Annotated in this window: 20 protein-coding genes; 16 read left to right on the plus strand and 4 right to left on the minus strand. The window is 56.6% G+C overall.

Going from position 1 to position 22267, the window contains the following annotated elements:
* Window positions 1–5: 5 nt before the first annotated feature.
* Both FIV46_RS00255 and FIV46_RS00265 read right to left on the minus strand, forming a co-directional pair.
* Window positions 6–1385 carry an aromatic ring-hydroxylating oxygenase subunit alpha gene (locus FIV46_RS00255; RefSeq protein WP_139937800.1) on the minus strand — a complete coding sequence of 460 codons (1380 nt, stop codon included), beginning with the start codon at window positions 1383–1385 and terminating at the stop codon, window positions 6–8.
* Between the two features lie 257 nt (window positions 1386–1642).
* On the minus strand, window positions 1643–2512 hold the full coding sequence (locus FIV46_RS00265) for a helix-turn-helix domain-containing protein (RefSeq protein WP_139937802.1): 870 nt from the start codon (window positions 2510–2512) through the stop codon (window positions 1643–1645).
* 465 nt (window positions 2513–2977) lie between these two features.
* On the opposite strand from FIV46_RS00265, the gene FIV46_RS00270 reads away from it, so the two are divergent.
* The 9 genes from FIV46_RS00270 to FIV46_RS00310 all read left to right on the plus strand — a co-directional run bounded on the left by FIV46_RS00270 (window position 2978) and on the right by FIV46_RS00310 (window position 13543).
* Complete coding sequence (locus FIV46_RS00270) at window positions 2978–4162, plus strand: oxidoreductase (protein ID WP_139937803.1); 1185 nt, start codon at window positions 2978–2980, stop codon at window positions 4160–4162.
* 151 nt (window positions 4163–4313) lie between these two features.
* Complete coding sequence (locus FIV46_RS00275; RefSeq protein WP_139937804.1) at window positions 4314–6788, plus strand: TonB-dependent receptor; 2475 nt, start codon at window positions 4314–4316, stop codon at window positions 6786–6788.
* 383 nt (window positions 6789–7171) lie between these two features.
* Complete coding sequence (locus FIV46_RS00280; protein ID WP_139937805.1) at window positions 7172–7996, plus strand: TauD/TfdA dioxygenase family protein; 825 nt, start codon at window positions 7172–7174, stop codon at window positions 7994–7996.
* A gap of 48 nt (window positions 7997–8044) precedes the next feature.
* Window positions 8045–9082 (plus strand): LLM class flavin-dependent oxidoreductase, encoded by a 1038-nt coding sequence (locus tag FIV46_RS00285; protein WP_139937806.1) that lies wholly within the window; start codon window positions 8045–8047, stop codon window positions 9080–9082.
* Between the two features lie 86 nt (window positions 9083–9168).
* A complete protein-coding gene (locus FIV46_RS00290) occupies window positions 9169–10023 on the plus strand; it encodes an alpha/beta hydrolase (protein ID WP_139937807.1) in 855 nt (284 codons plus the stop codon).
* A 33-nt stretch (window positions 10024–10056) separates the two neighbouring features.
* Entirely contained in the window at window positions 10057–10320 is a 264-nt protein-coding gene (locus tag FIV46_RS00295; RefSeq protein ID WP_139937808.1) for a hypothetical protein, read from the plus strand.
* 56 nt (window positions 10321–10376) lie between these two features.
* Window positions 10377–11210: a DODA-type extradiol aromatic ring-opening family dioxygenase gene (locus FIV46_RS00300; RefSeq protein ID WP_139937809.1), complete on the plus strand. Its 834-nt coding sequence runs from the start codon at window positions 10377–10379 to the stop codon at window positions 11208–11210.
* 135 nt (window positions 11211–11345) lie between these two features.
* Window positions 11346–12437 carry a 3,4-dihydroxy-2-butanone-4-phosphate synthase gene (gene ribB, locus FIV46_RS00305; RefSeq protein WP_139937810.1) on the plus strand — a complete coding sequence of 364 codons (1092 nt, stop codon included), beginning with the start codon at window positions 11346–11348 and terminating at the stop codon, window positions 12435–12437.
* A 158-nt stretch (window positions 12438–12595) separates the two neighbouring features.
* Window positions 12596–13543, plus strand: coding sequence for a LysR family transcriptional regulator (locus FIV46_RS00310; RefSeq protein ID WP_139937811.1), 948 nt, complete (start codon window positions 12596–12598; stop codon window positions 13541–13543).
* Between the two features lie 3 nt (window positions 13544–13546).
* On the opposite strand, the gene FIV46_RS00315 is transcribed toward FIV46_RS00310, so the two are convergent.
* Complete coding sequence (locus tag FIV46_RS00315) at window positions 13547–14056, minus strand: flavin reductase family protein (protein WP_139937812.1); 510 nt, start codon at window positions 14054–14056, stop codon at window positions 13547–13549.
* A gap of 21 nt (window positions 14057–14077) precedes the next feature.
* Window positions 14078–15760, minus strand: coding sequence for a thiamine pyrophosphate-binding protein (locus FIV46_RS00320; protein WP_139937813.1), 1683 nt, complete (start codon window positions 15758–15760; stop codon window positions 14078–14080).
* 422 nt (window positions 15761–16182) lie between these two features.
* On the opposite strand from FIV46_RS00320, the gene FIV46_RS00325 reads away from it, so the two are divergent.
* The 7 genes from FIV46_RS00325 to FIV46_RS00355 all read left to right on the plus strand — a co-directional run bounded on the left by FIV46_RS00325 (window position 16183) and on the right by FIV46_RS00355 (window position 22265).
* Window positions 16183–16614, plus strand: coding sequence for a VOC family protein (locus tag FIV46_RS00325; RefSeq protein WP_139937814.1), 432 nt, complete (start codon window positions 16183–16185; stop codon window positions 16612–16614).
* The gene (locus tag FIV46_RS00330; RefSeq protein WP_139937815.1) at window positions 16611–17804 is read left to right on the plus strand and encodes an acyl-CoA dehydrogenase family protein; all 1194 of its coding nucleotides are present in this window, start codon (window positions 16611–16613) and stop codon (window positions 17802–17804) included. Before FIV46_RS00325 ends, FIV46_RS00330 begins: the two co-directional genes overlap by 4 nt.
* A 331-nt stretch (window positions 17805–18135) precedes the next feature.
* Window positions 18136–19149: a VOC family protein gene (locus FIV46_RS00335; protein WP_219845807.1), complete on the plus strand. Its 1014-nt coding sequence runs from the start codon at window positions 18136–18138 to the stop codon at window positions 19147–19149.
* Window positions 19150–20034 carry an SDR family NAD(P)-dependent oxidoreductase gene (locus tag FIV46_RS00340; RefSeq protein ID WP_139937816.1) on the plus strand — a complete coding sequence of 295 codons (885 nt, stop codon included), beginning with the start codon at window positions 19150–19152 and terminating at the stop codon, window positions 20032–20034.
* 125 nt (window positions 20035–20159) lie between these two features.
* On the plus strand, window positions 20160–20984 hold the full coding sequence (locus tag FIV46_RS00345) for a TauD/TfdA dioxygenase family protein (RefSeq protein WP_139937817.1): 825 nt from the start codon (window positions 20160–20162) through the stop codon (window positions 20982–20984).
* Window positions 20985–21111: 127 nt separating this feature from the next.
* Window positions 21112–21375, plus strand: a complete 264-nt coding sequence (locus FIV46_RS00350; protein ID WP_139937808.1) for a hypothetical protein — start codon at window positions 21112–21114, stop codon at window positions 21373–21375.
* A 56-nt stretch (window positions 21376–21431) separates the two neighbouring features.
* A complete protein-coding gene (locus tag FIV46_RS00355) occupies window positions 21432–22265 on the plus strand; it encodes a DODA-type extradiol aromatic ring-opening family dioxygenase (protein WP_139937809.1) in 834 nt (277 codons plus the stop codon).
* Window positions 22266–22267: the final 2 nt, after the last annotated feature.

Below are 22267 nucleotides of genomic sequence, written 5' to 3' on the forward strand. Positions count from 1 at the left end.
AGATGTCAGTCGGCCGCCAGATATTTATCCACCTCCCGGTGGAATTTGGCGATACAGGCTTCCTCAAGCGCCAGGGTCATATGCTTCAGTCCCTTGTTGCGCAGGCCTCGCTGTTGCTGCGGCGCCTGGTCGTAGTCCTGCTGCAGGACCAGGAAGTAAGGGTAGCTGCCCTGTTCCTCGACCACGGTCAGTTCGGTTCGCGCTGCTTCCCGTTGCTCCTCCGGCAGCCAGGCATAGCGCACGACGTGCCAGATGCTTTTGTTGGGATCGCCGCTCTGATGCGGGACCGGCACTACGGCCGTTGCTTCGCCCGCCCGCATGGACAGGAAGAAGTTCGGGAAGAACAGCCAGCCATAATGGTCGGTCATCTGATGATCGCTCAGGCCGCTCACATCCAGGCCTTTCTCGGACAGGGTCTCGCGGGTGGCTTTCTGCAGCAGCGTATGGCCGCTGACGCCTTCCGGGAATTCGATCTTGCCGTCGGCGTTAGTATAGTCTGCCACCAGCTTATCGAAGTGAGGCATGACTTCCTTGGCGCCGTGATAGGTGGCGGGCAGGCGGGTCCTGATGCCGTCCACTTCCTGTTCCGGGGAGAAGCCGTCCGTTTTTACTTCAAAGGGGGAAACAACCAGATGGTGATCGCCGATAAAGTTGTAGCGCTCCTTGCTGGGATCAAGCCGGATCACATCCCCCATCTGCGGATGGATGCCCTGGATGTGATAGCCTTCCTGGAAGGCGTCGACGACGACTTTCCAGTTGCAGTCCAGTTCCTCCTGAACATTCAGGCCGACCGGGATCATGTCTTCCAGATGATAGGGGGCGAGGTACTCGGCGGCTTCCTCACCCAGATACTCCATCAGCGGTTTGGCGTCCGGATCCGGGTTCAGGAAAATAAAGCCGGCAAAGGTGTCGACAGAGACCTTGGGCAGCCCAAGGTTATCCTTGTCGATCGGCCCCACCAGATCCGGCCGGGCGACACTGCGCAGGTTGCCTTCCAGGTTGAAGGACCATCTGTGGAAGGGGCATACCAGGGCGTTGGCATGGCCTTTTGCGCCGCTACAGACCGGGTTGCCGCGATGCGGGCAGGCGTTGACGAAGCCGCGGATTTTGTCATCCTTGCCCTTGACGACAATGAAGGACTGGTCGGCGAATTTATATTCCTTCCAGTCACCGGTTTCCGGCAGTTCATCCACACGTCCGGCGACCTGCCAGGTGCGCATCCAGATCTTGTCAATCTCCTGTTCGTGAATCTCACGGGAGGAATAGCGGTCGGTGCTCACCTGCATTGTTGCCTGATCGTAGCCCAGGTCTGACAATCCCAGGCTTTTTTCAAAGCGTTTATCATCTGCGTAGACGCCATTGGCCTTTGCTTCAGCTGACGACATGGAAGACTCCTTTGTTCTAGAAAGATTTACCCTGTGCGTAATTTTATATCCCTCGCACTTGCTTCTGAACTCACCCTATGTTCAATCTTTATCCGTGTAAATACGGGGTGGCGACGACCGTCTATTTCACATCAAGAAAACGAAAGAATGTGATCAAAAAAACGAAAATATCCTCCAAAAAAGGCTGTATTCTGCTAAAAAATCCCCTTGTTCGATCCGGATGCAAGGTTCGTAAAAATCGAAATATTCTCACCTCTCTACATTAAATCGCCAGTCTGGTTTTCACGTATTTGTTTGCGAAATTCTGTTGGCGTTTTGCCGGCAATGCGGCGAAAGGCTGTTGAGAAATAGGCGGGGCTTTTGAAGCCGAGCCGGCTCGACACCTCTTCGCAACTGACGTCATTTCGCGCCAGCATGGTTTTCGCGGTACTGATGCGTTCTGAGGAAATATACTTATGAATCTGCCAGCCCGTGGTCGCCTTGAAAGAGCGGGCGAGATGTTCCTTGCTGATCCCGCAGATGCCGGCAAGATCGCCAAGGCTGGGGTATCCAAGTTCAATGGAAGCCTGAATGCGTTCCTCAATGCGGCGCAATTGCCAGGAGGCAAGCGGCTGGGACTCGCCTTTTCCTGAGCCCTTTTTTTCCAGTTTTCGGACATACCGGGCAAGTTCCACCAGCATCATGTTGGTTACGGACTCAATGAGGAGTTCCCGGCCGTAACCTGGTTTTTCCAGTTCGGCATGGATCTCCTGCATAAGAACTTCGATCCGCTGGTTCCTGAGAGCTGCCAGGGACGTGGCATATCGCTCCCATTTGTCCTTCGAAATTTGTGTCACGCGTTCCACATAGTCGGCATCATAAAAGCAGTAAAGGACACGCAGGTCGGATTCCAGCGGATAGAGGAAAACAGAACGTCCGGCCGGGAGAAAGCCTACTGAACGGACCCGCGGCAACATTTCAGGTGTTGCCAGATTTCCGATACGCAGCGGGGAGTGGTTGTCAGACAACCGTTGACACAGTGAGTATCCGGGAAAATGCGGGCGTTCACCGATACCTTGCCAGCTGATGGTGGCAAGGCGCACCGTTACATAGGGGAGAATGACTTCTTTTTCTAGGTTCTGTTTCATTGGCTAAGGTAGCCATTCCTGACTTTTGCGAAGTTGACTAATTTCATCAACGAATTTCACTCGTTGTGACCTGTTGCTTCCAGGAACTAGCTTAAATAAGTACAGTATTATAGAATATGCGACCGCCGTGTAAAATCGATGGTAGTTATCATTCCTATCAGGAGGAATTATGCGGGAACAAGTCCGGCGAGCAGGAGGGGTTTAACAGGTTTTATGCAGGCGAGGCTTCGAATCTTCAGGTGTCTGTCAGTGTATAAGCAGTGCGGATGTGTCTAATAAATAGTAACGATTTTACATTCTTTATTACCACCAGCTATCTTTTCACCGTACCGCATTCAGACACGCTTTTGTGAGTTTATCACGCAGGCGGGTTTGGTGTGTTAATATAGTGGAGCGGTTGTCTGCCACCCTTGTGGCGACACTCAGTAAATAAATAAGACCGGTAACGGTAGGAAAGAGATATTAATGTCTTCATCTTCCCGCATTGAAGCCCTTCTTGAGTCTGTAACTATCCGGGGCACAAAATTTCCCAATCGCGTGATCATGTCGCCGATGACTCGTGGCGCCTCTCCGAATGGCGTGCCGAGTGCGGAGGTCGCCGCCTATTATGCGCGCCGGGCCGCGGGTGGCGTTGGGGCTATTTTTACTGAATCCGTCTTCATTGAAGACAAGGGCACCATGGGAAAATTCGATCTCGAAGGTGGTGATGACAAGAAAACCGGCTGGCCGGTCATGTTCGGCGAGGCCCCGCTGGAGGGCTGGCGCCGGGTGGTCGATGAAGTCCATGCCGCCGGGGGGCTGATCTTTCCGCAGCTGATGCATCTTGGCATTCAGCGCTCGCCGGCCAAGGGCCAGAGCTGGTCCGATATTCATATTTCCAGCCCGAGCGGAATCTGGGGGACACCGGAGCAGATCGCTGCGCTGCCTGAGGAAAAGGCGGCGGTGATGAACTGTCCCGGGAAAGCCATGACCGAGGACGAAATCTGGGCGGTGATCAAGGCCTTCGGCGATGCCGCAGCCAACGCCAAGTCGGTTGGCTTTGACGGTATTGCCCTGCATGGCGGCCACGGCTATCTGATTGATAATTTTATGCGGGAAGAGACCAACCAGCGGACCGATGACTGGGGCGGCGACCACGTAGGGCGCATGCGTTTTGCCGTGGAAGTGGTCAAAGCCGTTCGCAAGGCGGTTGGTGACGACACGCTGATTTCCTTCCGTTTCTCGCAATGGACCCACCATGATGTGGATGCCATGCTGACCAAGAATTCCGATGAGCTTAAGGGCATCCTGGACCTGCTGGCAGAAGCAGGGGTCGATATTTTTGAGGCAAGCGCCCGTGATTTCCGTGATCCGGTGTATGAAGGATCGGATCTCAATATTTCCGGATGGACGAAAAAACTGATCGATAAGCCGGTCGTGATGGTCGGCGGGACCGGCGTGCGCCGGGAACGCCATGAGTCAGCTCTGACACCGCCGCAGGTTGTTGATAATGTTGACGAAATTATGGAGCGATATGCGGCTGGCGAATTCGATTTCCTCGCCATTGGTCGTGCTCTTCTGAATGATCCTAACTGGCTGCAGCGTGCGAGCGCGGGCGAGCCGTTCCTGGATTTCAATCCGGCATGCCTGAAAATGGGGTACGTCGAGTAATCATCACTACAATTTAAATTGCAGACATCTGAAGATTTATTTTGCTTCAGATGCAAAGGATTAACGTGCTGGTGTCTCGTTGATCTTCTGCGACTGAATAATTTCAGCGCAACTCATTTCATGACACCAAGGGAGTAAACGGGAGTAGTATATGACTAGAAAACTTTCCACGGGGCTACTTACAGTAGCGATCGCAGCAGGGTCGGCAACATGGGTCGCACCTGCATTCGCAAATGATACGATGGTGCTCGAAGAGATCACCGTTACAGCGCGTAAGCGTGAAGAATCCATTATGAAAGTGCCGGTGACCACCTCCGTGCTCGGTGGTGAAACGCTGGACCAGTATGCCATTAGCGATGTTGCCGGTGTCGCCGACAAAACACCGGGCCTGAACTTCAGTAACGGTCCGACCGCATCCGGCGTGCTGGTGTCCATGCGCGGTATCGGTACCGGCACCAACAACCCGGCCATTGACCAGTCTATTGCCTTTGTGATTGACGGCATGCAGTTTACCCAGGGTCTCGCCTTTGAAATGGCGACGCTGGATATGGCCCAGGTTGAAGTGATGAAAGGCCCGCAGGCGCTGTTTTTCGGCAAGGCGGCCCCGGCCGGCGTGATCTCTGTCCGGACCGCAGACCCGAGCGATGAGTTCGAAGTGAAACTGCGCACCGGTTATGAGTTTGAGGCTCAGGAACGGATGGGCGAGATCGTGATTTCCGGTCCCGTTACCGATACCCTCGGCCTGAGGATTGCCGGTCAGTATTCCAAAATGGACGGCTATTTCAAGAATGACGCCGAAGTGGGCAACTCAGCCTTTGGTGCCCTTGGCGCCGCGCCGGTTGTCTATGACGAGTTTCCGAACCGCGAGCAGGTTCTGGTTCGTGGTACAGCAGTCTGGACGCCGACTGACAATTTCAAAGCCCGCCTGAAACTGAACTTCTCAGATACGGAAATCCAGGGTTTTGGATCCGAGCCGCAGCTTGTTTCCTGTCCGGAAGGAACGGATACCTTCTTCAGCTTTATTCCCGGCCTGACTTTCATCGGCGGAGAAACATGTGATGTTGATGAAACCCAAAACCTGATTTACATGGATCCGGATTATTTCCCGGGCATTTACAATGACGGTATTCCGTTTGCAGACATTCAGCAGTTCTTCGGTTCTCTTGAAATGAGCTATGACATTAATGACGAACTCGGTTTGACATCAGTCACCGGTTTCTATGATGTTGATCAGGCCTCCATGTTCAACGGGTCCATTACGACGTCTCTTGGCACCCCGTTCGCCATTCAAGGTAAAATGGACCGCAAGGACTTTACCCAGGAACTGCGCCTGACTTCAGATTACGCCGGAGCGTTTAACTTTATGCTGGGCGCCTTCTATCAGAAGGGCGATACGGACTTCCTGTCCAGCCTGCCGGCCAACCAGGCCTGGCCTGCACTGTTCGCAGCACTTGGTGAAGCAACTCCGTGGCCGCCGGCCCTTGCCTGGGCGGATCATCACATCGATTCCGAAACAATCTCTTTCTTCGGTCAGGTGTTGTATGAAATCACGCCGGAACTGGAAATCGGCGCCGGTGTGCGCTGGACTGACGAACAGCGCGATCACAGCGTAATGAACAGGCTGCTGGAGCGGTTCAACCTCGGCCCGGCATTGCCTGTTGACCTGGCGCGTCCGTCACTCAGTTCTTCCAACTGGTCACCTGAACTGTCCATCACCTACACGCCGACGGATGAGTTGACCATCTATGGTAACTTCAAACGCGCCTACAAGTCCGGTTCCTTTGACGTGGGCGGCGGCGCCAATGACGGTGATGACAAAGCATTTGACGATGAAATGGTCAGAGGCGGCGAACTTGGTGTGAAGGCCCTGCTGGCGGACGGCGCCCTGATGCTCAATGCTTCCGGTTATTACTATGAGTATGAAGATATGCAGGTTGAGACACGCATCTTCGATCCGGTGAATGGTACAGTGGCTGTGCGCACAGTTAACGCCGCGTCCTCTGAAATCTACGGTGTCGATGTGGATCTGACCTATGCCGTGCCGAATGTCGATGGCTTGACCCTGTATGCTTCTGCAAACTGGAACACAGCGAAATATACAGACTTTGACAATGCCCAGTGTTACACCGGCCAGACCCAGGCCCAGGGATGTAATATTGATGTCAATGGTGATGGTATCGGCGACAACCAGGACCTGACCGGCGAGCCGCTGCTGCGCGCTCCGAAATGGATGGCCAATGCCGGCTTTGACTATATGACCGATGTGTCAAATGATCTGACCCTGAACCTGGCGGGTAACCTGAGTTATTCAGACTCCTATTCGGCCTCCAGCACCAACTATGCTGATGCCTACCAGGACAGCTACGTCAAGCTGAGCGCCAATGTCGGTCTTAGCAGCAACGAAGGCGGCTGGAGAGTAGAGCTTATCGGCGACAACCTGACTGACGAATATGTCTATGGTAACTGTGCCCCTGCCGGCTATGCCGACAGCCTGTTGTTCGGTCAGGATGCGGCCTTTGCCGGAACCGGTACCGTGATGGGCGGTCCGGGTGGACAGGCAGAAACAGCCTGCTTCACGTCCCGCGGCCGCAGTGTCTGGCTCCGCCTGACCGTAGACATCAACTAGTCCTACAGAAAATAGCTCCGGTCTGCCGGAGCTGATCTCTGGACGGAAGGCGCGTTTTCCCAGGCGCCTTCCGTTTTTTCTTTTGGCCGGATTTATGTCGGTTATGCAGACGTTCAGAGGAGGTAGAAATTCTCTGCGGACAACCCCTGGAAAGGGCAGAAATGCGGGGGTTGTGTCACATAACTCAAGCCGATACATCCGATAAGGAATAATGATTTTACAATGTTTCCCGGCATCCGATAAGGTTGACTAAATATATGGATGCAGGTGGAACAAAGTCAGTGTTGCAGCAAAAAAACTAGTTGCCGGCACTGACGTCCTGAACGGTTTCGCCGAAGCGAAACAAACACAAGATTTCTAAGTTTATTTTGGGAGATAAGGTTATGACAGGCGTTCTCAAGGCCGAAGACATCAAGCCGAAAATCGGATCAAGGATTCTTAACAGCAAGGAAGAGCTGCTGAGCGGTGAGTTTTCCGCCGAGATCAGGGACCTGCTGGAACAGCGCGGTGTGCTGGTATTCCCGAAGATCAACTTTAACGACGAAGAGCAGCTTGCCTTCACCAGGACACTGGGGACTGTTGCCAAGGAGCGTAGCGGTGAAGAGGTGTTTCCAATTTCACTGGATCCCAAAGTTTCCTCTGGGGTGGATTATCTGAAAGGCGCCTTTTACTGGCACTTTGACGGTACCATTCAACCGATGCCGATCCTGGCGTCCCTGTTGAGCTCCAAGGTGCTGCCGCCGAGCGGAGGCAACACCGAATTCGCCAACTGCTACGCCGCCTACGAAGATCTTCCCGAGGAAGAGAAAGAGCGGATCAAAGACCTGAAGGTTATGCATTCCACCTGGAACTCTCTGCTCTACTACGAGCCGGAGCCGAACCAGGAAAAGCTCAAGCAGTGGATTGAACTGGGCGAGAAGGAGCTGCCGCTGGTGTGGACTCATACATCCGGTCGTAAATCCCTGGTGCTGGGCTGTACCGCCCACCATGTTGTTGGCGTCGATCACAATGAGAGCGCCCTGATCCTCAACGGACTGCGGGAATGGGCGACCAGCGAGCCTTATCACTACAGCCACGAATGGTCAGTGGGCGATATGGTGATGTGGGACAATACGGGCACCCTTCACCGCGCCATGCCCTATCCGATGGACAGCGGCCGCGAACTGCACCGCACCAAGCTGGCAGGCGAAGAGCCGATTGCGGCCTGATCGCATACGCCGAATTTATACGAATATTTTAAAAGCAGGAGCAAGAATATGGTTAAGTCATGGGCTTTCGAGTTTTTTCCCAATCCCCATGCTCATGGAGGCGAAGGTGCCGCCGAGATCGATCCGAAACTGGAGCAGGATTACTGGAACTTTTACATGGACCTTTGGGTAAGCGCCGAAGCTCTGGGATTTGATGGTCTGCTGTTGAGTGAGCATCATTTCGGCGGCGGCTACAGCCCGTCTCCGAACATCCTGTTGCCGGCGATCGCCCAGCGGACCAAGAGCCTCCGTCTCGGCGTGATGGGCAATGTGCTGCCCTATCACACCCCCTGGCGTCTGGTGGAGGAGTTCGCCATGCTCGACAACCTGACCGGCGGTCGTCTGGAAATCGGTACCTCAGCCGGTATTCCCGCCGAACTGGCCATGGTTGGTATGTCTCCGGCTGAAGGTCGCGCCCGCTACGAAGAATCCATCCAGGTCATTGACCAGGCTCTGAAAAACGGGGTGATCAACCACAAAGGTGAATATTGGAATATTGAAAACCTGCCGGTCGTTCCGCCGTTCGCACAGAAGCCCGAGCCGCCGAAATGGACCACTGTGATCAGCGTCGAGTCCGCCCGCAAAGCGGCAAAACGCGGTTCCAAAATTGCCACCGGCTTTATCTCTACTGACAAGGTGAAGGAAGTCTTTGATAACTACAAGGAAGCGGCTGCTGAAGCCGGCCTTGAAGCCGGCCCGGATCAGCTGGGTCTGCGCCGTCAGGTCATCATTGATGCGACTTCGGTGCCGAGTGAAAAAGCCGAGGGTTACAAAGACGCCTTTGTCGATATGGTTGCCGCCTTTGACAAGCGCGTGATTGCCCCGGGCCGCAAGGCGCTGGACTCCGATGGTGCCCACGGATACGCTTTCGGTGACGACGAGTTTATCAGCGGTTCACCGAAGGAAGTAGCCGAGCAGATCAAGGACCAGTGCGAGCGCAGTGGTGCAGGTCACTTCCAGGTGGTTTTTGCCGGTCATCAGTCTCTGGAAGAGCTGGCCATGTCCTGGAAACTGTATGGTGAGGAAGTTATTCCTCTGCTTAAATAAGCCGCTGGGCCAGATTGTAAACTCCAGCGTCGACATTCCCTGTGATTGTCGGCGCTGGTTATTCAACATTAGACGAAGGAAAGCGCATGTCTGTTGAAAAAGATGTTGTCTATCACTCCGTGAACGGTCGTGACCTCAAGGTTGACCTCTACAAGCCCGAGGGCGGCAGTGTGCCGACCAAAACGGCTGTGGTGCTGATCCACGGCGGGGGCTGGATTTTGGGTGAAAAGGGCATGATGACGCCGCTGGCAAGCCAGTTTGCCGCCCAGGGGTTCCTTGCTGTTGCGGTGGAATATCGCCTGGTTCGCGAAGCGGCCTGGCCGGCCCAGCTCGAGGACGTGACAACAGCCGTGCGCTGGGTTGCCGATAACGCCACAGACCTCGGTATTGATGCGGACCGTATTGTTGTTGCCGGCGCCTCCGCCGGAGGGCACCTTGCGCTGATGGCAGCGGCTGAGCTCAACAAAGAGTCCAAGGTTGCGGCAGTGCTGTCACTCTTCTCCGCCAGCGAACTGACGGTTTCCGAAGTGCCGGAAAAAGGCAAGTTCAATGCGGCCATGCTGCTTGGCTCGGATGCCAGTGACGATGTGGTCAAGGCGGCCAGCCCTTACTATCAGGTCAGCGAGGGCTTCCCGCCGACCTTTGTCCTGCACGGCACGAAAGACTGGCTGATCGACCCGGTGGCCAGCCTGCGCCTGTATGAAAAGCTCAATGACCTGGGTGTCACGGCCGAACTGCATATGGTCGCCAATGCCATCCACGAGTTCATCGAGGAACCGGGCATGACCGGCCCGATGGTCTCTGAAATCGCCCTGTTCCTGAACCGGGTGGTTATCGATCCGGCAAAATGGGCAGCGGAAACAGAGGAGCACAACCTGTTCGCCAAGGGACCGGAAGCATTGCAGGCCCTGATGGCCCAGATGCTGGAGCAGACTCAATAGTGTGCACCTAACCATAAAAAATGGGAGGTTATTATGAGTGTTAATGCGTTGGAAGCGGCTTTGTGGCAGTTGTATCTTCATCCTGGGGATGCGGACAGCTTCCGCTCGGATGCAGCGTCCTATGCGGCGGATTACCGTGTGACGGACAAGGAGCGGGAGCTTCTGGTCTCGGTCGATGTGATGGGTCTGATTGACCACGGGGTCAACAGCCTTCTGGTGCTGATGGCGTTCCAGACCATTTACGGCCCGGAACGGCTGCATGATTATTTTGACATCGTCAACGCGCCGGCGGCTTAAGCCGCGGGCCGGGCAGATAACCGGATAGGGCAGGCAACAAGAGAAAGAGAGAGACAATGGCAGAGTTGGTAGGTGGTTTCCTGATGCCGCATGTGCCGTCGATCCCGACGGGCGGCTATGGTGAAGAACCCTGGCAGAAAGAGGCTTCGGACAAGGCCTTTGCGCATATTTCCAAACGGGTTGAAGAGCTTGAGGCGGATACGGTGATTATCGTCGGCGACGATCACTATGAGAATTTCGGTCCGCGCTGCATCCCCAACTGCCTGATTGCGACCGGCGATGTGGGGGTTTCCGCCCATGCCCAGACCCTGGGCCTGACCGGCGATGCGATCCCCAACAACGAGGAACTGGCGCAGCATATCCTGGAGACGGGGTATCGGGAAGGTGTCGACTGGGCCTTTGCCAAGTCGCTTGATGTGGACCATTCGGTGGCCATTCCCTATCACATGTCGCTGAAACGGCTGGGCGTCAAGGCGATCCCGGTTTACCTGAACTGTGTGGTGGCGCCGCTGATCCGGAGCCGCCGGGCCTTTGAGATCGGCCAGAGCATCGGCCGGGCGGTCGAGAGCTGGGACGGCGTCGAGCGGGTTGTGGTGTTCGGCACCGGCGGCATCAGCCACTGGGTCGGCAGTCCGGGCATGGGTTTTGTCAATGAGGAGTTTGACCGCAAGGTGCTGGCGATGGTGGAAGCGGGCGACATTGACGGCCTGATCGCCCTGCCGGACGAGGTGATCCTGGAGAGCGCCGGCAACGGCGCGCTGGAGATCAAGAACTGGCTCTGCGCCATGGGCGCCCTGCCGGCCGGCACCACGGCCGAGACCATCGCCTATGAGCCGATCCCGACCTGGATTACCGGCTGCGGCTTCGCCGAACTGAAACCCGCCGCTTGAGCCTGGTCTCTGACCAAAGGCTAAATAAGGGGAGAGCAGAAGTGTGCAGAAGATGCCTGGCGACAGGCGTGACAAGGTCGAATTGTATTCGTCTCCTGGCACATGGCTTATTGAACGAATAACAGGAGCTTGCGTATGTCGCATGACTTTTTATCGACTCCTCTGGAAATTATCGAGGAGGCCCGCAACGGCCGGATGTTCATCCTTGTCGATGATGAGGATCGGGAGAATGAAGGCGACCTGGTGATCCCCGGGCAAATGGTGACCCCCGATGCCATTAATTTCATGGCCAAACACGGGCGCGGCCTGATTTGCCTGGCGATGACCAAAAAACGGGCCGACCAGCTCGGCCTCAATCCGATGGAGCGCAAAAACAGTTCGTCTTTCGAGACCGCGTTCACGGTCTCGATCGAGGCCAGCAGCGGGGTGACCACCGGTATTTCGGCGGCAGACCGGGCCCGTACCATTTCTGTCGCCATTGACGCCGCCAACGGTCCGGAAACAATCGCCACCCCGGGACATGTCTTCCCGCTGGTGGCGCGTGAGGGCGGGGTTTTGGTCCGTGCCGGACACACGGAAGCTGCCGTTGATGTTTCCCGGCTTGCCGGCCTCAATCCGTCAGGCGTGATTTGTGAAATCATGAATGATGACGGCACCATGGCGCGGATGGATGACCTGGTGGCTTTTGCCCAGTTCCATAATATGAAAATCGGCGCCATCCGGGACCTGATTGCCTATCGGCGCCTCAATGACCATCATGTGGAACGGGTTTCCAGCCGGCCGTTTCAATCCGACTATGGTGGAGACTGGACGCTGAGTGTTTATCGCAACACCATCGACGGCAGCGAGACCCCGGTGTTGCAAAAGGGTGAAATCAGCCCGGACCAGCCCACCCTGGTCAGGATGCACGGGACTTCCATTTTTACCGACCTGCTGGGACAGCCGGGGCCGCGCAAGCGCCTGCTTCAGCGGGCCATGGCAGAAATCGGCAAGGAGGGGTCCGGTGTCATCGTTATTTTTACCTCCATTAGCCAGAGTAGCCTGCAGCAGGCCATTGAATCCGAATCTGAAGATATGCAGATCCGCGGCTACGGGATCGGCGCCCAGATCCTGGCCGACCTTGGGATCAGTGATATGGTGCTGCTGACCAACAGCCATCACACCATGGTGGGACTGGAAGGCTATGGTCTCTCCGTCGTGGAGGAGCGGCAGATTCCTGACGCCTGAGATGGCAGGTCCGTCATTGTTGTGGCGGACCGATCTTTGTGGAACTTCCGGACGGGATGGTATAGATTGAGTGCGGTTCCTGATTTGGCAGGGGCCGGAGATTAACAAATAAATGACGCCACTATCAGTTTTCGAAGTGTTGGCAAGGGGATATAAGTTTGCATTTCAAGGGTCTTGATCTAAATCTGATTGTTATTCTCGACGCCTTGCTGGAAGAGCAAAGCGTCACCAAGGCAGCGGAACGGGTGCATGTTTCCCAGCCTGCCGTCAGTGCCGCCCTGGCCAAGTTGCGCCAGCACACCGGCGATGAAATCCTGGAAAAAGTCGGGCGGGAATTCGTGCTCACTCCCCGGGCCCAGGCGATGGTCAAGCCGGTCAAGGAATTGCTGATCCAGATTGAGTCCACCATCCTCAGCGGCGCCGAATTCGACCCAACCGTGACCGAAAGAACTTTCCGGATCGCCATGTCTTCCTATGCGGCGGAAGTGTTGATGGCAGGGCTGGTGGAAAAGATTGCCAACTCCTATCCCGGCATTTCCTGCATCATGGAGGAAATCAGCTCCGAAACCCTGTCCAGGGTGGAGACCGGGAACATTGACTGCGCGATTACCTTCCAGCAGACCAAGCTGATCAATCCCAGTTCGTCCATCGAGGAATTCAGTTACACCCATGCCTTTTCTGATGAGTGGGTCCTGATCGCCGCTATCGATAACGACCAGGTAACGGAACAGCTGACCTACGAGGAATTCTGCAGCCTGCCCTATATCGAAACCCGGCTGGCCCGGATCCTCTCAAGTTTTGTGGAAAGCACCCTGGACCATCAGAGCCTTCGGCCCAGGCCGACCCTGAGTGTGCCCAGCTTCGAACTGGCCATCACCTGCGTCATGAACTCCGACTGTGTTGCTGTGGTTCCGGCGCTGCTGATTAACGACCATCTGCGCAAGTATGTGAAGACGATTAAACCGCCGTTTGACATCCCGGCGATTGGGGAGTTTCTGGTTTGGCATTCCCGTAGTGATGCGGATCCGGGACATACCTGGTTCCGCGAACTGGTCGTTGAAGTGGCCCGGGAATCCCAGAAAAAGGCGAAGCCCCGCTATTGCTGAGTATCACCTCTGGCCGTTCGGCTCGAGGGGCAGGGCTTTCATATATTTTCCGTCACCGAAAAGCAGCGGGCTGCGGTCGCTGCTGATGATATGCTCGACCTGGCCAATGAAAATGGCATGGTCGCCGCCTTCGTGGGTGGCAACCTTGCGGCATTCCAGTACTGCGCAGCAGCCGTCGATAACCGGGACGCCGCCCAGGCCCCGGGAGGTGGCGATACTATTGAACTTGTCCTCGCCGGGGCGGGCAAAGCGCTGCGAGACGTCGACCTGGTCTTCAGCAAGAATATTGATGACAAAGCGGTCCGCCTCGCAATAGACCGGATGGCTTTGGGAGGTCAGCGCCTGGTTCCACAGGACCAGCGGCGGTTCCAGCGAGACCGAGGTAAAGCTATTGGCAGTCACGCCGCAGGCCGTGCCATCCCGTGCAACGCTGGTTACAACCGTCACGCCGGTGTAGAAGCGCCCAAGGACATTTCTGAGTTCCCGGCCGTCAAAATCTTTGGTTGTTGTCATTTTATACTCCAGCTCTACAGGTTATTTCTTTGCGTTATGAGCCGGGCCTTCGTGCATGAAAGCGGCAACCACGGACGCATTGATTTTACAATCGAGGAAAATCGGCCCGTCAGGATTCTCCAGCATGGGGGCCAGAGCCCTGAGTTCGTCGAGTGTGCGCACGGTCGCCGTTTCAAATCCGAACGATTCCGCCACCGGGGCGAAGTCGATATCCGGGAATTGTGACAACTGGACCGGCATGCCCTGGCCCTGCAGGAAATGCAACTCGGCGCCATAGGCACAGTCGTTCATCAGAATGATAACGAGGGGGATATATTCGCGGGCGACCGTTTCCAGTTCACCCATGTTCATCAGGAAGCTGCCGTCGCCCATCAGCAGAACGGTGGTCCGCTCCGGAGTGCCGGCGGCAAATCCCATGGCGGTGCCGAAGCCCATGCCGATGGAGGCGGTGTCGCCGGTATGTTTGAAATGGGACGGGCCGGGGCAGGAAAGATAGGGGACGGTTCCCAGCATATTGCCGGAATCCCAGACCAGGTTGCGATCCTCCGGCAACAGCTTGTCAAGCTCGAGGGCGAGGGAGCGGCCGTCCATGGTGCGCGGCGTGCTCATTTCCTCGTAGTCGTCTTTCATGTCGAAGTCGGCAAGCCAGCGGGCATTTTCCTCGCACCGCATTTCCATTTCTGATTTGTCACGTGAAGGAATGGTATTAATTAACTGTTCTGAAACGAGTTTTGCATCGCCAACCAGGCCGATATCTGCGTCGAACCAGCGCCCGATACTGGGGCGGGACCGGTCAATATGGATGACCGGCAGGCCCTCCGGAATGGCGGTGGCGAAGCTGGTTGTCTGCTGGTTGAGGCTGGCGCCGATGGCGATGACGCAGTCGGCCTGCTCGATCAGGCGACGGCCGCCGACGTTGGAGAAGGACCCGAGGATGCCGCAGTTAAAGGGATGGCCGCGGAACATGTCTTTGGCCTTCATGGTCGTGACCAGGGCGGCGCCGATATGGTCGGCGAGGCGGATAATCTCCTCCCGCGCGCCGGCGGCATAGGCGCCGATGCCGGCGATGATCAGCGGCTTGCGGCTTTTTTCAATCAGCGAAACGGCCACTTTAAGGGCGCTGTCGCGGGCCGGCTGGGGTGTATAGGGAACCGGCTCAATGGTTCCCGGTGCCGTGGCGACCGGATCTACCTGGGCCTGCTGTACGTTGGAAGGCAACAGATAGGCAACGGCGCCGCTGTGCGCGGCGGCGGCGGCCTGTACGAAGGTGCGGCGCGCGGTGGTGGCATCATTGGCCCGGAAGGTTTTGATCCCGGCCGCATGGAGCAGGGCCATGGTGTCCAGGCTCTTGCGGTCCGGCCCCACGGAATTGGGCGCTTTATCCACATTGGGGGCATCGCCATAGATCATCAGAACCGGTGAACCGGTACGGTTGGCATAGTTGGCGCCGTTCATGCTGTTGGTGGTGCCGGGGCCGCGCCCGATGATGACAATGGCCAGGCGTCCTGTCGCTGCCGCATAGCCTTCCGCCATGGAGATTGCATTGTTTTCGTGGCGGGCGCCATAGAAACGTACGCCGACGGAATCGATCATGGCAATAAGTTGGGCAGTATCGTCACTCATCAGTCCGAAGACGCATTCGACACCAAGCTCTTTGATATCTGTAGCAAGAGCCTCATAGACCGCCACCCTGTTATCCTGCATTGCTTTTTTACCTTCCTTATATGCAACAAGACCGCCTGACAGCAGCGCTTCAAAGCGCCTCTGCAGTCGGGCAGTCGGTCTGGTATCAGACGTATGAATACTACCGAAAGTAAAGGAAGGGACGAAGTCTTGTAAAATCGATCTTAATTATTTGTCTCATCAAACAGAGTTATGTTGCACAGCATTCTGGTCAGCTCGCCTCTCAGCCCTGGCCTTTCGACAAATAACCCCTGGTAAATCTGCATAAGCCGCCCTGATGGGTCCGATAATTAAGATCGATTTTACAAGGCTTCCGGCCATCCGATACCCTGAATGGGAAAATGAAGAGAGGAATGTCGGATCGACCGGCCTGAAAACAGGTTGCGCTGAACACAATATTATGTGAACCGGGTCCGGTCGTGTAGCAGAGGAGAACAAATAAAATGGCACTCAAAATTGTTGGGATTCATCACCACGGTGTGCGGGTGGGTGATAATGGCGAGTCCCTGGATGACGTTTTTGATTTCTATACCAACGTCCTGGGAATGAACCATGACAAGAGTCGCCCCAATATTATCCCGGGCTGGTGGATGAACACGGGTGGTTCCGGGCAAATCCATCTTATGGGAGGGGAACTGCCGTCGCCCGTAGCCAAGGGGCCCGGACAGGATCCGGCAACGCCTCATGTGGCGCTGGCCGTGGAAAATGTCATCGAAGCCAGAGAGGAACTGGACCGGATGGGGGTTGAGTATTACACCGCAAATGCAGGGGAACTGCAGCAGGTGTTCGTCCACGACCCCTGCGGCAATATGATTGAGCTACACCAGTTCGATAAATGCAGATGTACTTCAGCTAATCGGGGAGAGAGCGAATGAGTTCACGTTCCTTTGCTGATGTAAGCTACGACGAAGCCGTAAAACGCGCTGCCGATATGGTGCCCGCCCTGCGCGAACGCGCGCCGCGTGCTGAGCAAGAGCGCATCGTTCTGCCGGAAACCATGGCGGAACTGCATGAGTCCGGTGTGCTTCGTGCCCTGCAGCCCAAGCGCTACGGCGGGATGGAGCTGGATTTCGTCTCCGTATTCGATATCTGCTACGAACTTGGTCGCGGTTGTGCATCCACGGCCTGGACGGCATCCAACCTGTTGATCCACCACTGGATGCTGGCACTCTGGGACGATAAAGCGCAGCAGGAAGTCTGGGGCCAGGATCCGGACGCGGGTATCGCTTCCGGTGTGATCCCGGCCCAGGGGCAGGCGACCCCGGTTGACGGTGGTTACCAGGTCAGCGGCCGCTGGAATTTCTCGAGCGGGGTGCATGTCTCCACCTGGAACATGCTGGCGGCAACGGTGCGCGACGGCGACAAGGTGCTGGACTATATCCTGATCGTGATCCCCGAGTCACAGTATGAGGTTATTGATGACTGGCAGGTGCTGGGCATGCGCTCCACCGGCAGTATGACAGTGGAGGCGAAGGATATCTTTGTGCCTGAGCATATGGTCATCAGCATGAACGCCTTGGTCGGCGGAGACAATTTCCCCGGTGTGGCTTCAAACCCGGGCCCGTGTTACAAGGTGGCGCTTTCCATGCTGTCCGGCCATGTGATTTCTTCTGCAGTGGTTGGCAATGCGCAGGCGGCGCTGGAGCTGACCACCGAGTCCATCAAGCAGCGCAGTGCTGTAACCTCAGGTGCCAAATTGCGTGATATTCAGGCGATCCAGATGCGTATCGGGGCCGCCGGCGCGAGAATCGATGCCGCAAGGCAGCTTATTCGCGGTGATATGATTGAGGGCCAGGAGCTGGCTAACCGGGGTGAAGTGCCGGACCAGGAGCGGAAGCTGCGTTCCAAGCGGAATGTCTCCTATGGCGTTCAGCTCTGTACCGAGGCCGTGGACATGCTGCATACCCTTGCCGGCGCCAACGGCATTTATGACAACTATCCCATCCAGCGGATTTTCCGCGACGCTCATGCGGGCGGCAGTCACATTCTGTTCGCCGGTGACATGAATTATTCCATCTGGGGTCTTTGTGCTCTTGGTGGCGAGATTACAAACCCGCTGCTTTAGCGGTTTGAGGCAACGAATTGCTGCTGTCAGAGACATGACGGCAGGGAGTCGTTGGACAAGTCTTTGTACGTCGTCCGTAACCAGGTGCAGGTAATCGGTGAGAACATCCCAGCTCATTCGGTAATCTGCGCCTGGGCCCGGACAATGGCATGCGGCGGTACAGGCCGGTCAGCAACGCCGGCACCGACGCATAACTGTTCCGTATATGTCCGATAAGTAAGAACGATTTTACAAGTCTTTTTATCTTCCCCTAGTCTATTCAAAATATAGAAGGAGGCTGCCAGGCATGGGATTGGCGGCGTTTGTTGTGTGATCAGGGTTCAGAGCAACTTTGAAACAAGGGAGATCTACCGTGCCGATTACCGGGATAGCAGAAATTATTTACGGCGTTGAGGATTTTGACACCTGCGTTGAGTTTTTCGAGGACTACGGGCTCAGCAGGCTGGAGAGCGGCAGCGATCATGCGCTGTTCAGCGTGATCAGCGGCCAGCAGATCCGGGTCTACCCGCTGGGCGATGACCGGGTGCCGAAAAGCGAGCTGATGGGGCCGGGGGTCCAGGAATGTATCTGGGCGGTGCCGCGCCAGCAGGACCTGGACGGCCTGGTGGCCGACCTGTCCCGGGACCACGAGGTGACCATCGACGAGACCGGCACGGCCCATTTTGTCACCTCGTTCGGCCAGGCGATCGGCCTCAGGGTGTTCCAGCCGCTGCCCTATACCTGCTGTCCGGCGCCGACCAATGCGCCGGGGATCATCAACCGCATGAATGTGCCGCGCAAATGGCTGAGCCGGGCGATCCCGAAAACCATCAGCCACTGTGTGTGGACTTTCCTCGATGTGAATGAGGCCTTTGACTTTTACAGCCAGCGGCTCGGCTTCAGGATGAGCGACATCCAGAAGGGGGTCGGCATCTATATCCGCGCCGGCCGCTCCACCAACCACCATAACATCATGCTGGCCGATGCGGACCAGGTGCTGTTCGGCTTTGACGGCAAGTTCCGGTTCCACCATGTCAACTTCGGGGTCGAGGACCTGGACGAGATCATGGCCGGCAAGAACTATATGACCCGCAAGGGTTACGGCGACAACGGCTGGGGCTTTGGCCGCCACCGGGTCAGTTCCGAACTGTTCCTCTATATGCCGTCGCCGGCCGGAGGCGAAGTGGAGTATGGCGCCGACTGCGACCAGGTTGATGGCAACTGGCGTCCGCGGGTATGGGGCGCCGCCTTTGCCGCCTTTACCTTCATTCACGACATGCCGGACTGGCTCAAGGAGCATGAGCCGGAATGGGATGTCAGCTATGTCACCCCCGAAACCGCGCGATATGTGCCGATAAAGGGCTGAATGCAGACCGCCGGACACGAGCATCAGGAGCGGGAACGCGTCGTTGTTGTCACCGGCGCGAGCCGTGGCGTGGGCAAAGGCATTGCTCTTGCCCTGGGGGCAACAGGGGCGACCGTATATGTCACCGGTCGCACGGCCAGCATGAGCAGGGAGCCGGCGCCAGGGACCATCCAGCACACTGCCAAACTGATTAAAGAGGCGGGCGGCATAGGCATCCCCGTGGTCTGTGATCACAGCGATGATAAGCAGGTCCGGGCCTTGTTCAGCCAGATTGAGGAGTATCACGGATACCTGGATATCCTTGTCAACAATGCCGCCCATGTCTCATCGGATATCGGCGCCGACGGACCATTCTGGAAGCGCTCGCTCGACCTGATCAAGATGATGGGTGTAGGGGTTCGCTCCACTTATATCTCAAGCTACTATGGTGCCCCCCTGTTGCTGAAAAGCCAGGCCGGGCTGCTGGTCAATCCGTCCGGTTATGCCGGCGGCTGTTACCTGCACGGGCCGGCCTATGGCGCCTGCAAGGCGGCAATTGACAAAATGTCGGTGGATATGGGCATCGATTTCCAGCCCCATAATGTTTGCGCCGTCTCTCTGTGGATGGGTTTGGTCGGGACCGAACAGGTGCAGAAGCTGATCGATAGCCAGCCGGAGGTCTGGGGCGAGCGGGCCGCAGAAGTCGAATCGCCCCGGTTTATCGGCCGTGTCATCGACGCCCTCCAGAAAGCGCCCGACCGGATGGAGAGGAATGCAAAAGTGTGGATCGCCACCGAACTGGGCCGGGAACTGGGGGTCAAGGAGGACGATGGCTCCGACCCGGTCTCAAAACGCGATAAATTTGGTGGGCCTCGGGGGTATAATCCGCCGGTTTGGCATGGATAGCGGCAGGTTCTGAAAAAGGGTGAATATTTTTATCAGAATAAATTATCGAGATTATTCATTAATATTGACAAAATTGAATCGGTGCCGGATAATGCTCCGGATTTCAGACTTGGGAGTATAGAGATATGACGACGACCCTTGAGACCAGGGACATCAAACCGAAAATTGCTTCAGAAATTCTCAACAGCAAGGAAGAGCTGCTCAGTGGCGAGCTGGCTGCGGGAATTCGCGAATTACTCGAACAGCGCGGTGTGCTGGTTTTTCCGAAAATCAATTTCACCGATGAAGAGCAACTGGCTTTTACCCGGACCCTTGGTGACGTTGCCAGGGAACGCAGTGGGGAAGAGGTTTTCCCGATCTCTCTGGATCCCGAGAAATCTGCAGGCGTGGAATATCTGAAAGGGTCCTTCTACTGGCATTTTGACGGCACCATGCAGCCCAAGCCGATCCTGGCGTCCCTGCTGAGCTCCAAGGTGCTGCCGCCGAGCGGTGGTAATACGGAATTCTGTAATACCTATGCCGCCTATGACGAACTTTCCGACGAGGACAAGGCAAAGCTCGAGGGTCTTACGGTAATCCATTCTGCCTGGAATACACTTTACTATTACGAGCCGGAACCGGACCAGGAAAAGCTTGAACGATTCATGTCCGTGGGCGAGATTGAACTGCCCCTGGTCTGGACCCATAAATCCGGTCGCAAATCGCTGGTGCTGGGCTGTACCGCCCGTCATGTCGTCGGCATGGAGCACAAGGAAAGTGCGCTGTTGCTCAACAGGCTGCGTGAATGGGCAACCAGCGAGCCGTTCCATTACAGTCACGAATGGTCCGTCGGCGACTTGGTGATGTGGGACAACACCGGCACCCTGCATCGCGCCATGCCTTATCCGCTGGATTGCGGACGCGAACTGCACCGTACCAAGCTGGAAGGCGAAGAGCCCATCGCGGCCTGACGGCCGGAACGGCCAGCGGTGAACATGTTTCTACAGCAGTGGACAGGACCCCGGAGCGCCCAGTGTCGTCTGCGGCGCTCCGGGGTCACGTCTTTTCCCGAAATCCTTATGCTGAACGGAGAGGGTGATGAGTGTTAATGCGTTGGAAGCGGCTTTGTGGCAGTTGTATCTTCATCCTGGGGATGCGGACAGCTTCCGCTCGGATGCAGCGTCCTATGCGGCGGATTACCGTGTGACGGACAAGGAGCGGGAGCTTCTGGTCTCGGTCGATGTGATGGGTCTGATTGACCACGGGGTCAACAGCCTTCTGGTGCTGATGGCGTTCCAGACCATTTACGGCCCGGAACGGCTGCATGATTATTTTGACATCGTCAACGCGCCGGCGGCTTAAGCCGCGGGCCGGGCAGATAACCGGATAGGGCAGGCAACAAGAGAAAGAGAGAGACAATGGCAGAGTTGGTAGGTGGTTTCCTGATGCCGCATGTGCCGTCGATCCCGACGGGCGGCTATGGTGAAGAACCCTGGCAGAAAGAGGCTTCGGACAAGGCCTTTGCGCATATTTCCAAACGGGTTGAAGAGCTTGAGGCGGATACGGTGATTATCGTCGGCGACGATCACTATGAGAATTTCGGTCCGCGCTGCATCCCCAACTGCCTGATTGCGACCGGCGATGTGGGGGTTTCCGCCCATGCCCAGACCCTGGGCCTGACCGGCGATGCGATCCCCAACAACGAGGAACTGGCGCAGCATATCCTGGAGACGGGGTATCGGGAAGGTGTCGACTGGGCCTTTGCCAAGTCGCTTGATGTGGACCATTCGGTGGCCATTCCCTATCACATGTCGCTGAAACGGCTGGGCGTCAAGGCGATCCCGGTTTACCTGAACTGTGTGGTGGCGCCGCTGATCCGGAGCCGCCGGGCCTTTGAGATCGGCCAGAGCATCGGCCGGGCGGTCGAGAGCTGGGACGGCGTCGAGCGGGTTGTGGTGTTCGGCACCGGCGGCATCAGCCACTGGGTCGGCAGTCCGGGCATGGGTTTTGTCAATGAGGAGTTTGACCGCAAGGTGCTGGCGATGGTGGAAGCGGGCGACATTGACGGCCTGATCGCCCTGCCGGACGAGGTGATCCTGGAGAGCGCCGGCAACGGCGCGCTGGAGATCAAGAACTGGCTCTGCGCCATGGGCGCCCTGCCGGCCGGCACCACGGCCGAGACCATCGCCTATGAGCCGATCCCGACCTGGATTACCGGCTGCGGCTTCGCCGAACTGAAACCCGCCGCTTGAGC

This window comes from Emcibacter nanhaiensis (genome assembly GCF_006385175.1).
Classification (GTDB): domain Bacteria; phylum Pseudomonadota; class Alphaproteobacteria; order Sphingomonadales; family Emcibacteraceae; genus Emcibacter; species Emcibacter nanhaiensis.

Coding starts and splice junctions, on each gene's coding strand:
- FIV46_RS00285 (WP_139937806.1), top strand. CDS start 8,045: ATGGTTAAGTCATGGGCTTTCGAGTTTTTTCCCAATCCCCATGCTCAT.
- FIV46_RS00330 (WP_139937815.1), top strand. CDS start 16,611: ATGAGTTCACGTTCCTTTGCTGATGTAAGCTACGACGAAGCCGTAAAA.
- FIV46_RS00320 (WP_139937813.1), bottom strand. CDS start 15,760: ATGCAGGATAACAGGGTGGCGGTCTATGAGGCTCTTGCTACAGATATC.
- FIV46_RS00270 (WP_139937803.1), top strand. CDS start 2,978: ATGTCTTCATCTTCCCGCATTGAAGCCCTTCTTGAGTCTGTAACTATC.
- FIV46_RS00255 (WP_139937800.1), bottom strand. CDS start 1,385: ATGTCGTCAGCTGAAGCAAAGGCCAATGGCGTCTACGCAGATGATAAA.
- FIV46_RS00300 (WP_139937809.1), top strand. CDS start 10,377: ATGGCAGAGTTGGTAGGTGGTTTCCTGATGCCGCATGTGCCGTCGATC.
- FIV46_RS00265 (WP_139937802.1), bottom strand. CDS start 2,512: ATGAAACAGAACCTAGAAAAAGAAGTCATTCTCCCCTATGTAACGGTG.
- FIV46_RS00280 (WP_139937805.1), top strand. CDS start 7,172: ATGACAGGCGTTCTCAAGGCCGAAGACATCAAGCCGAAAATCGGATCA.
- FIV46_RS00355 (WP_139937809.1), top strand. CDS start 21,432: ATGGCAGAGTTGGTAGGTGGTTTCCTGATGCCGCATGTGCCGTCGATC.
- FIV46_RS00315 (WP_139937812.1), bottom strand. CDS start 14,056: ATGACAACAACCAAAGATTTTGACGGCCGGGAACTCAGAAATGTCCTT.
- ribB (WP_139937810.1), top strand. CDS start 11,346: ATGTCGCATGACTTTTTATCGACTCCTCTGGAAATTATCGAGGAGGCC.
- FIV46_RS00290 (WP_139937807.1), top strand. CDS start 9,169: ATGTCTGTTGAAAAAGATGTTGTCTATCACTCCGTGAACGGTCGTGAC.
- FIV46_RS00295 (WP_139937808.1), top strand. CDS start 10,057: ATGAGTGTTAATGCGTTGGAAGCGGCTTTGTGGCAGTTGTATCTTCAT.
- FIV46_RS00340 (WP_139937816.1), top strand. CDS start 19,150: ATGCAGACCGCCGGACACGAGCATCAGGAGCGGGAACGCGTCGTTGTT.
- FIV46_RS00325 (WP_139937814.1), top strand. CDS start 16,183: ATGGCACTCAAAATTGTTGGGATTCATCACCACGGTGTGCGGGTGGGT.
- FIV46_RS00275 (WP_139937804.1), top strand. CDS start 4,314: ATGACTAGAAAACTTTCCACGGGGCTACTTACAGTAGCGATCGCAGCA.
- FIV46_RS00350 (WP_139937808.1), top strand. CDS start 21,112: ATGAGTGTTAATGCGTTGGAAGCGGCTTTGTGGCAGTTGTATCTTCAT.
- FIV46_RS00345 (WP_139937817.1), top strand. CDS start 20,160: ATGACGACGACCCTTGAGACCAGGGACATCAAACCGAAAATTGCTTCA.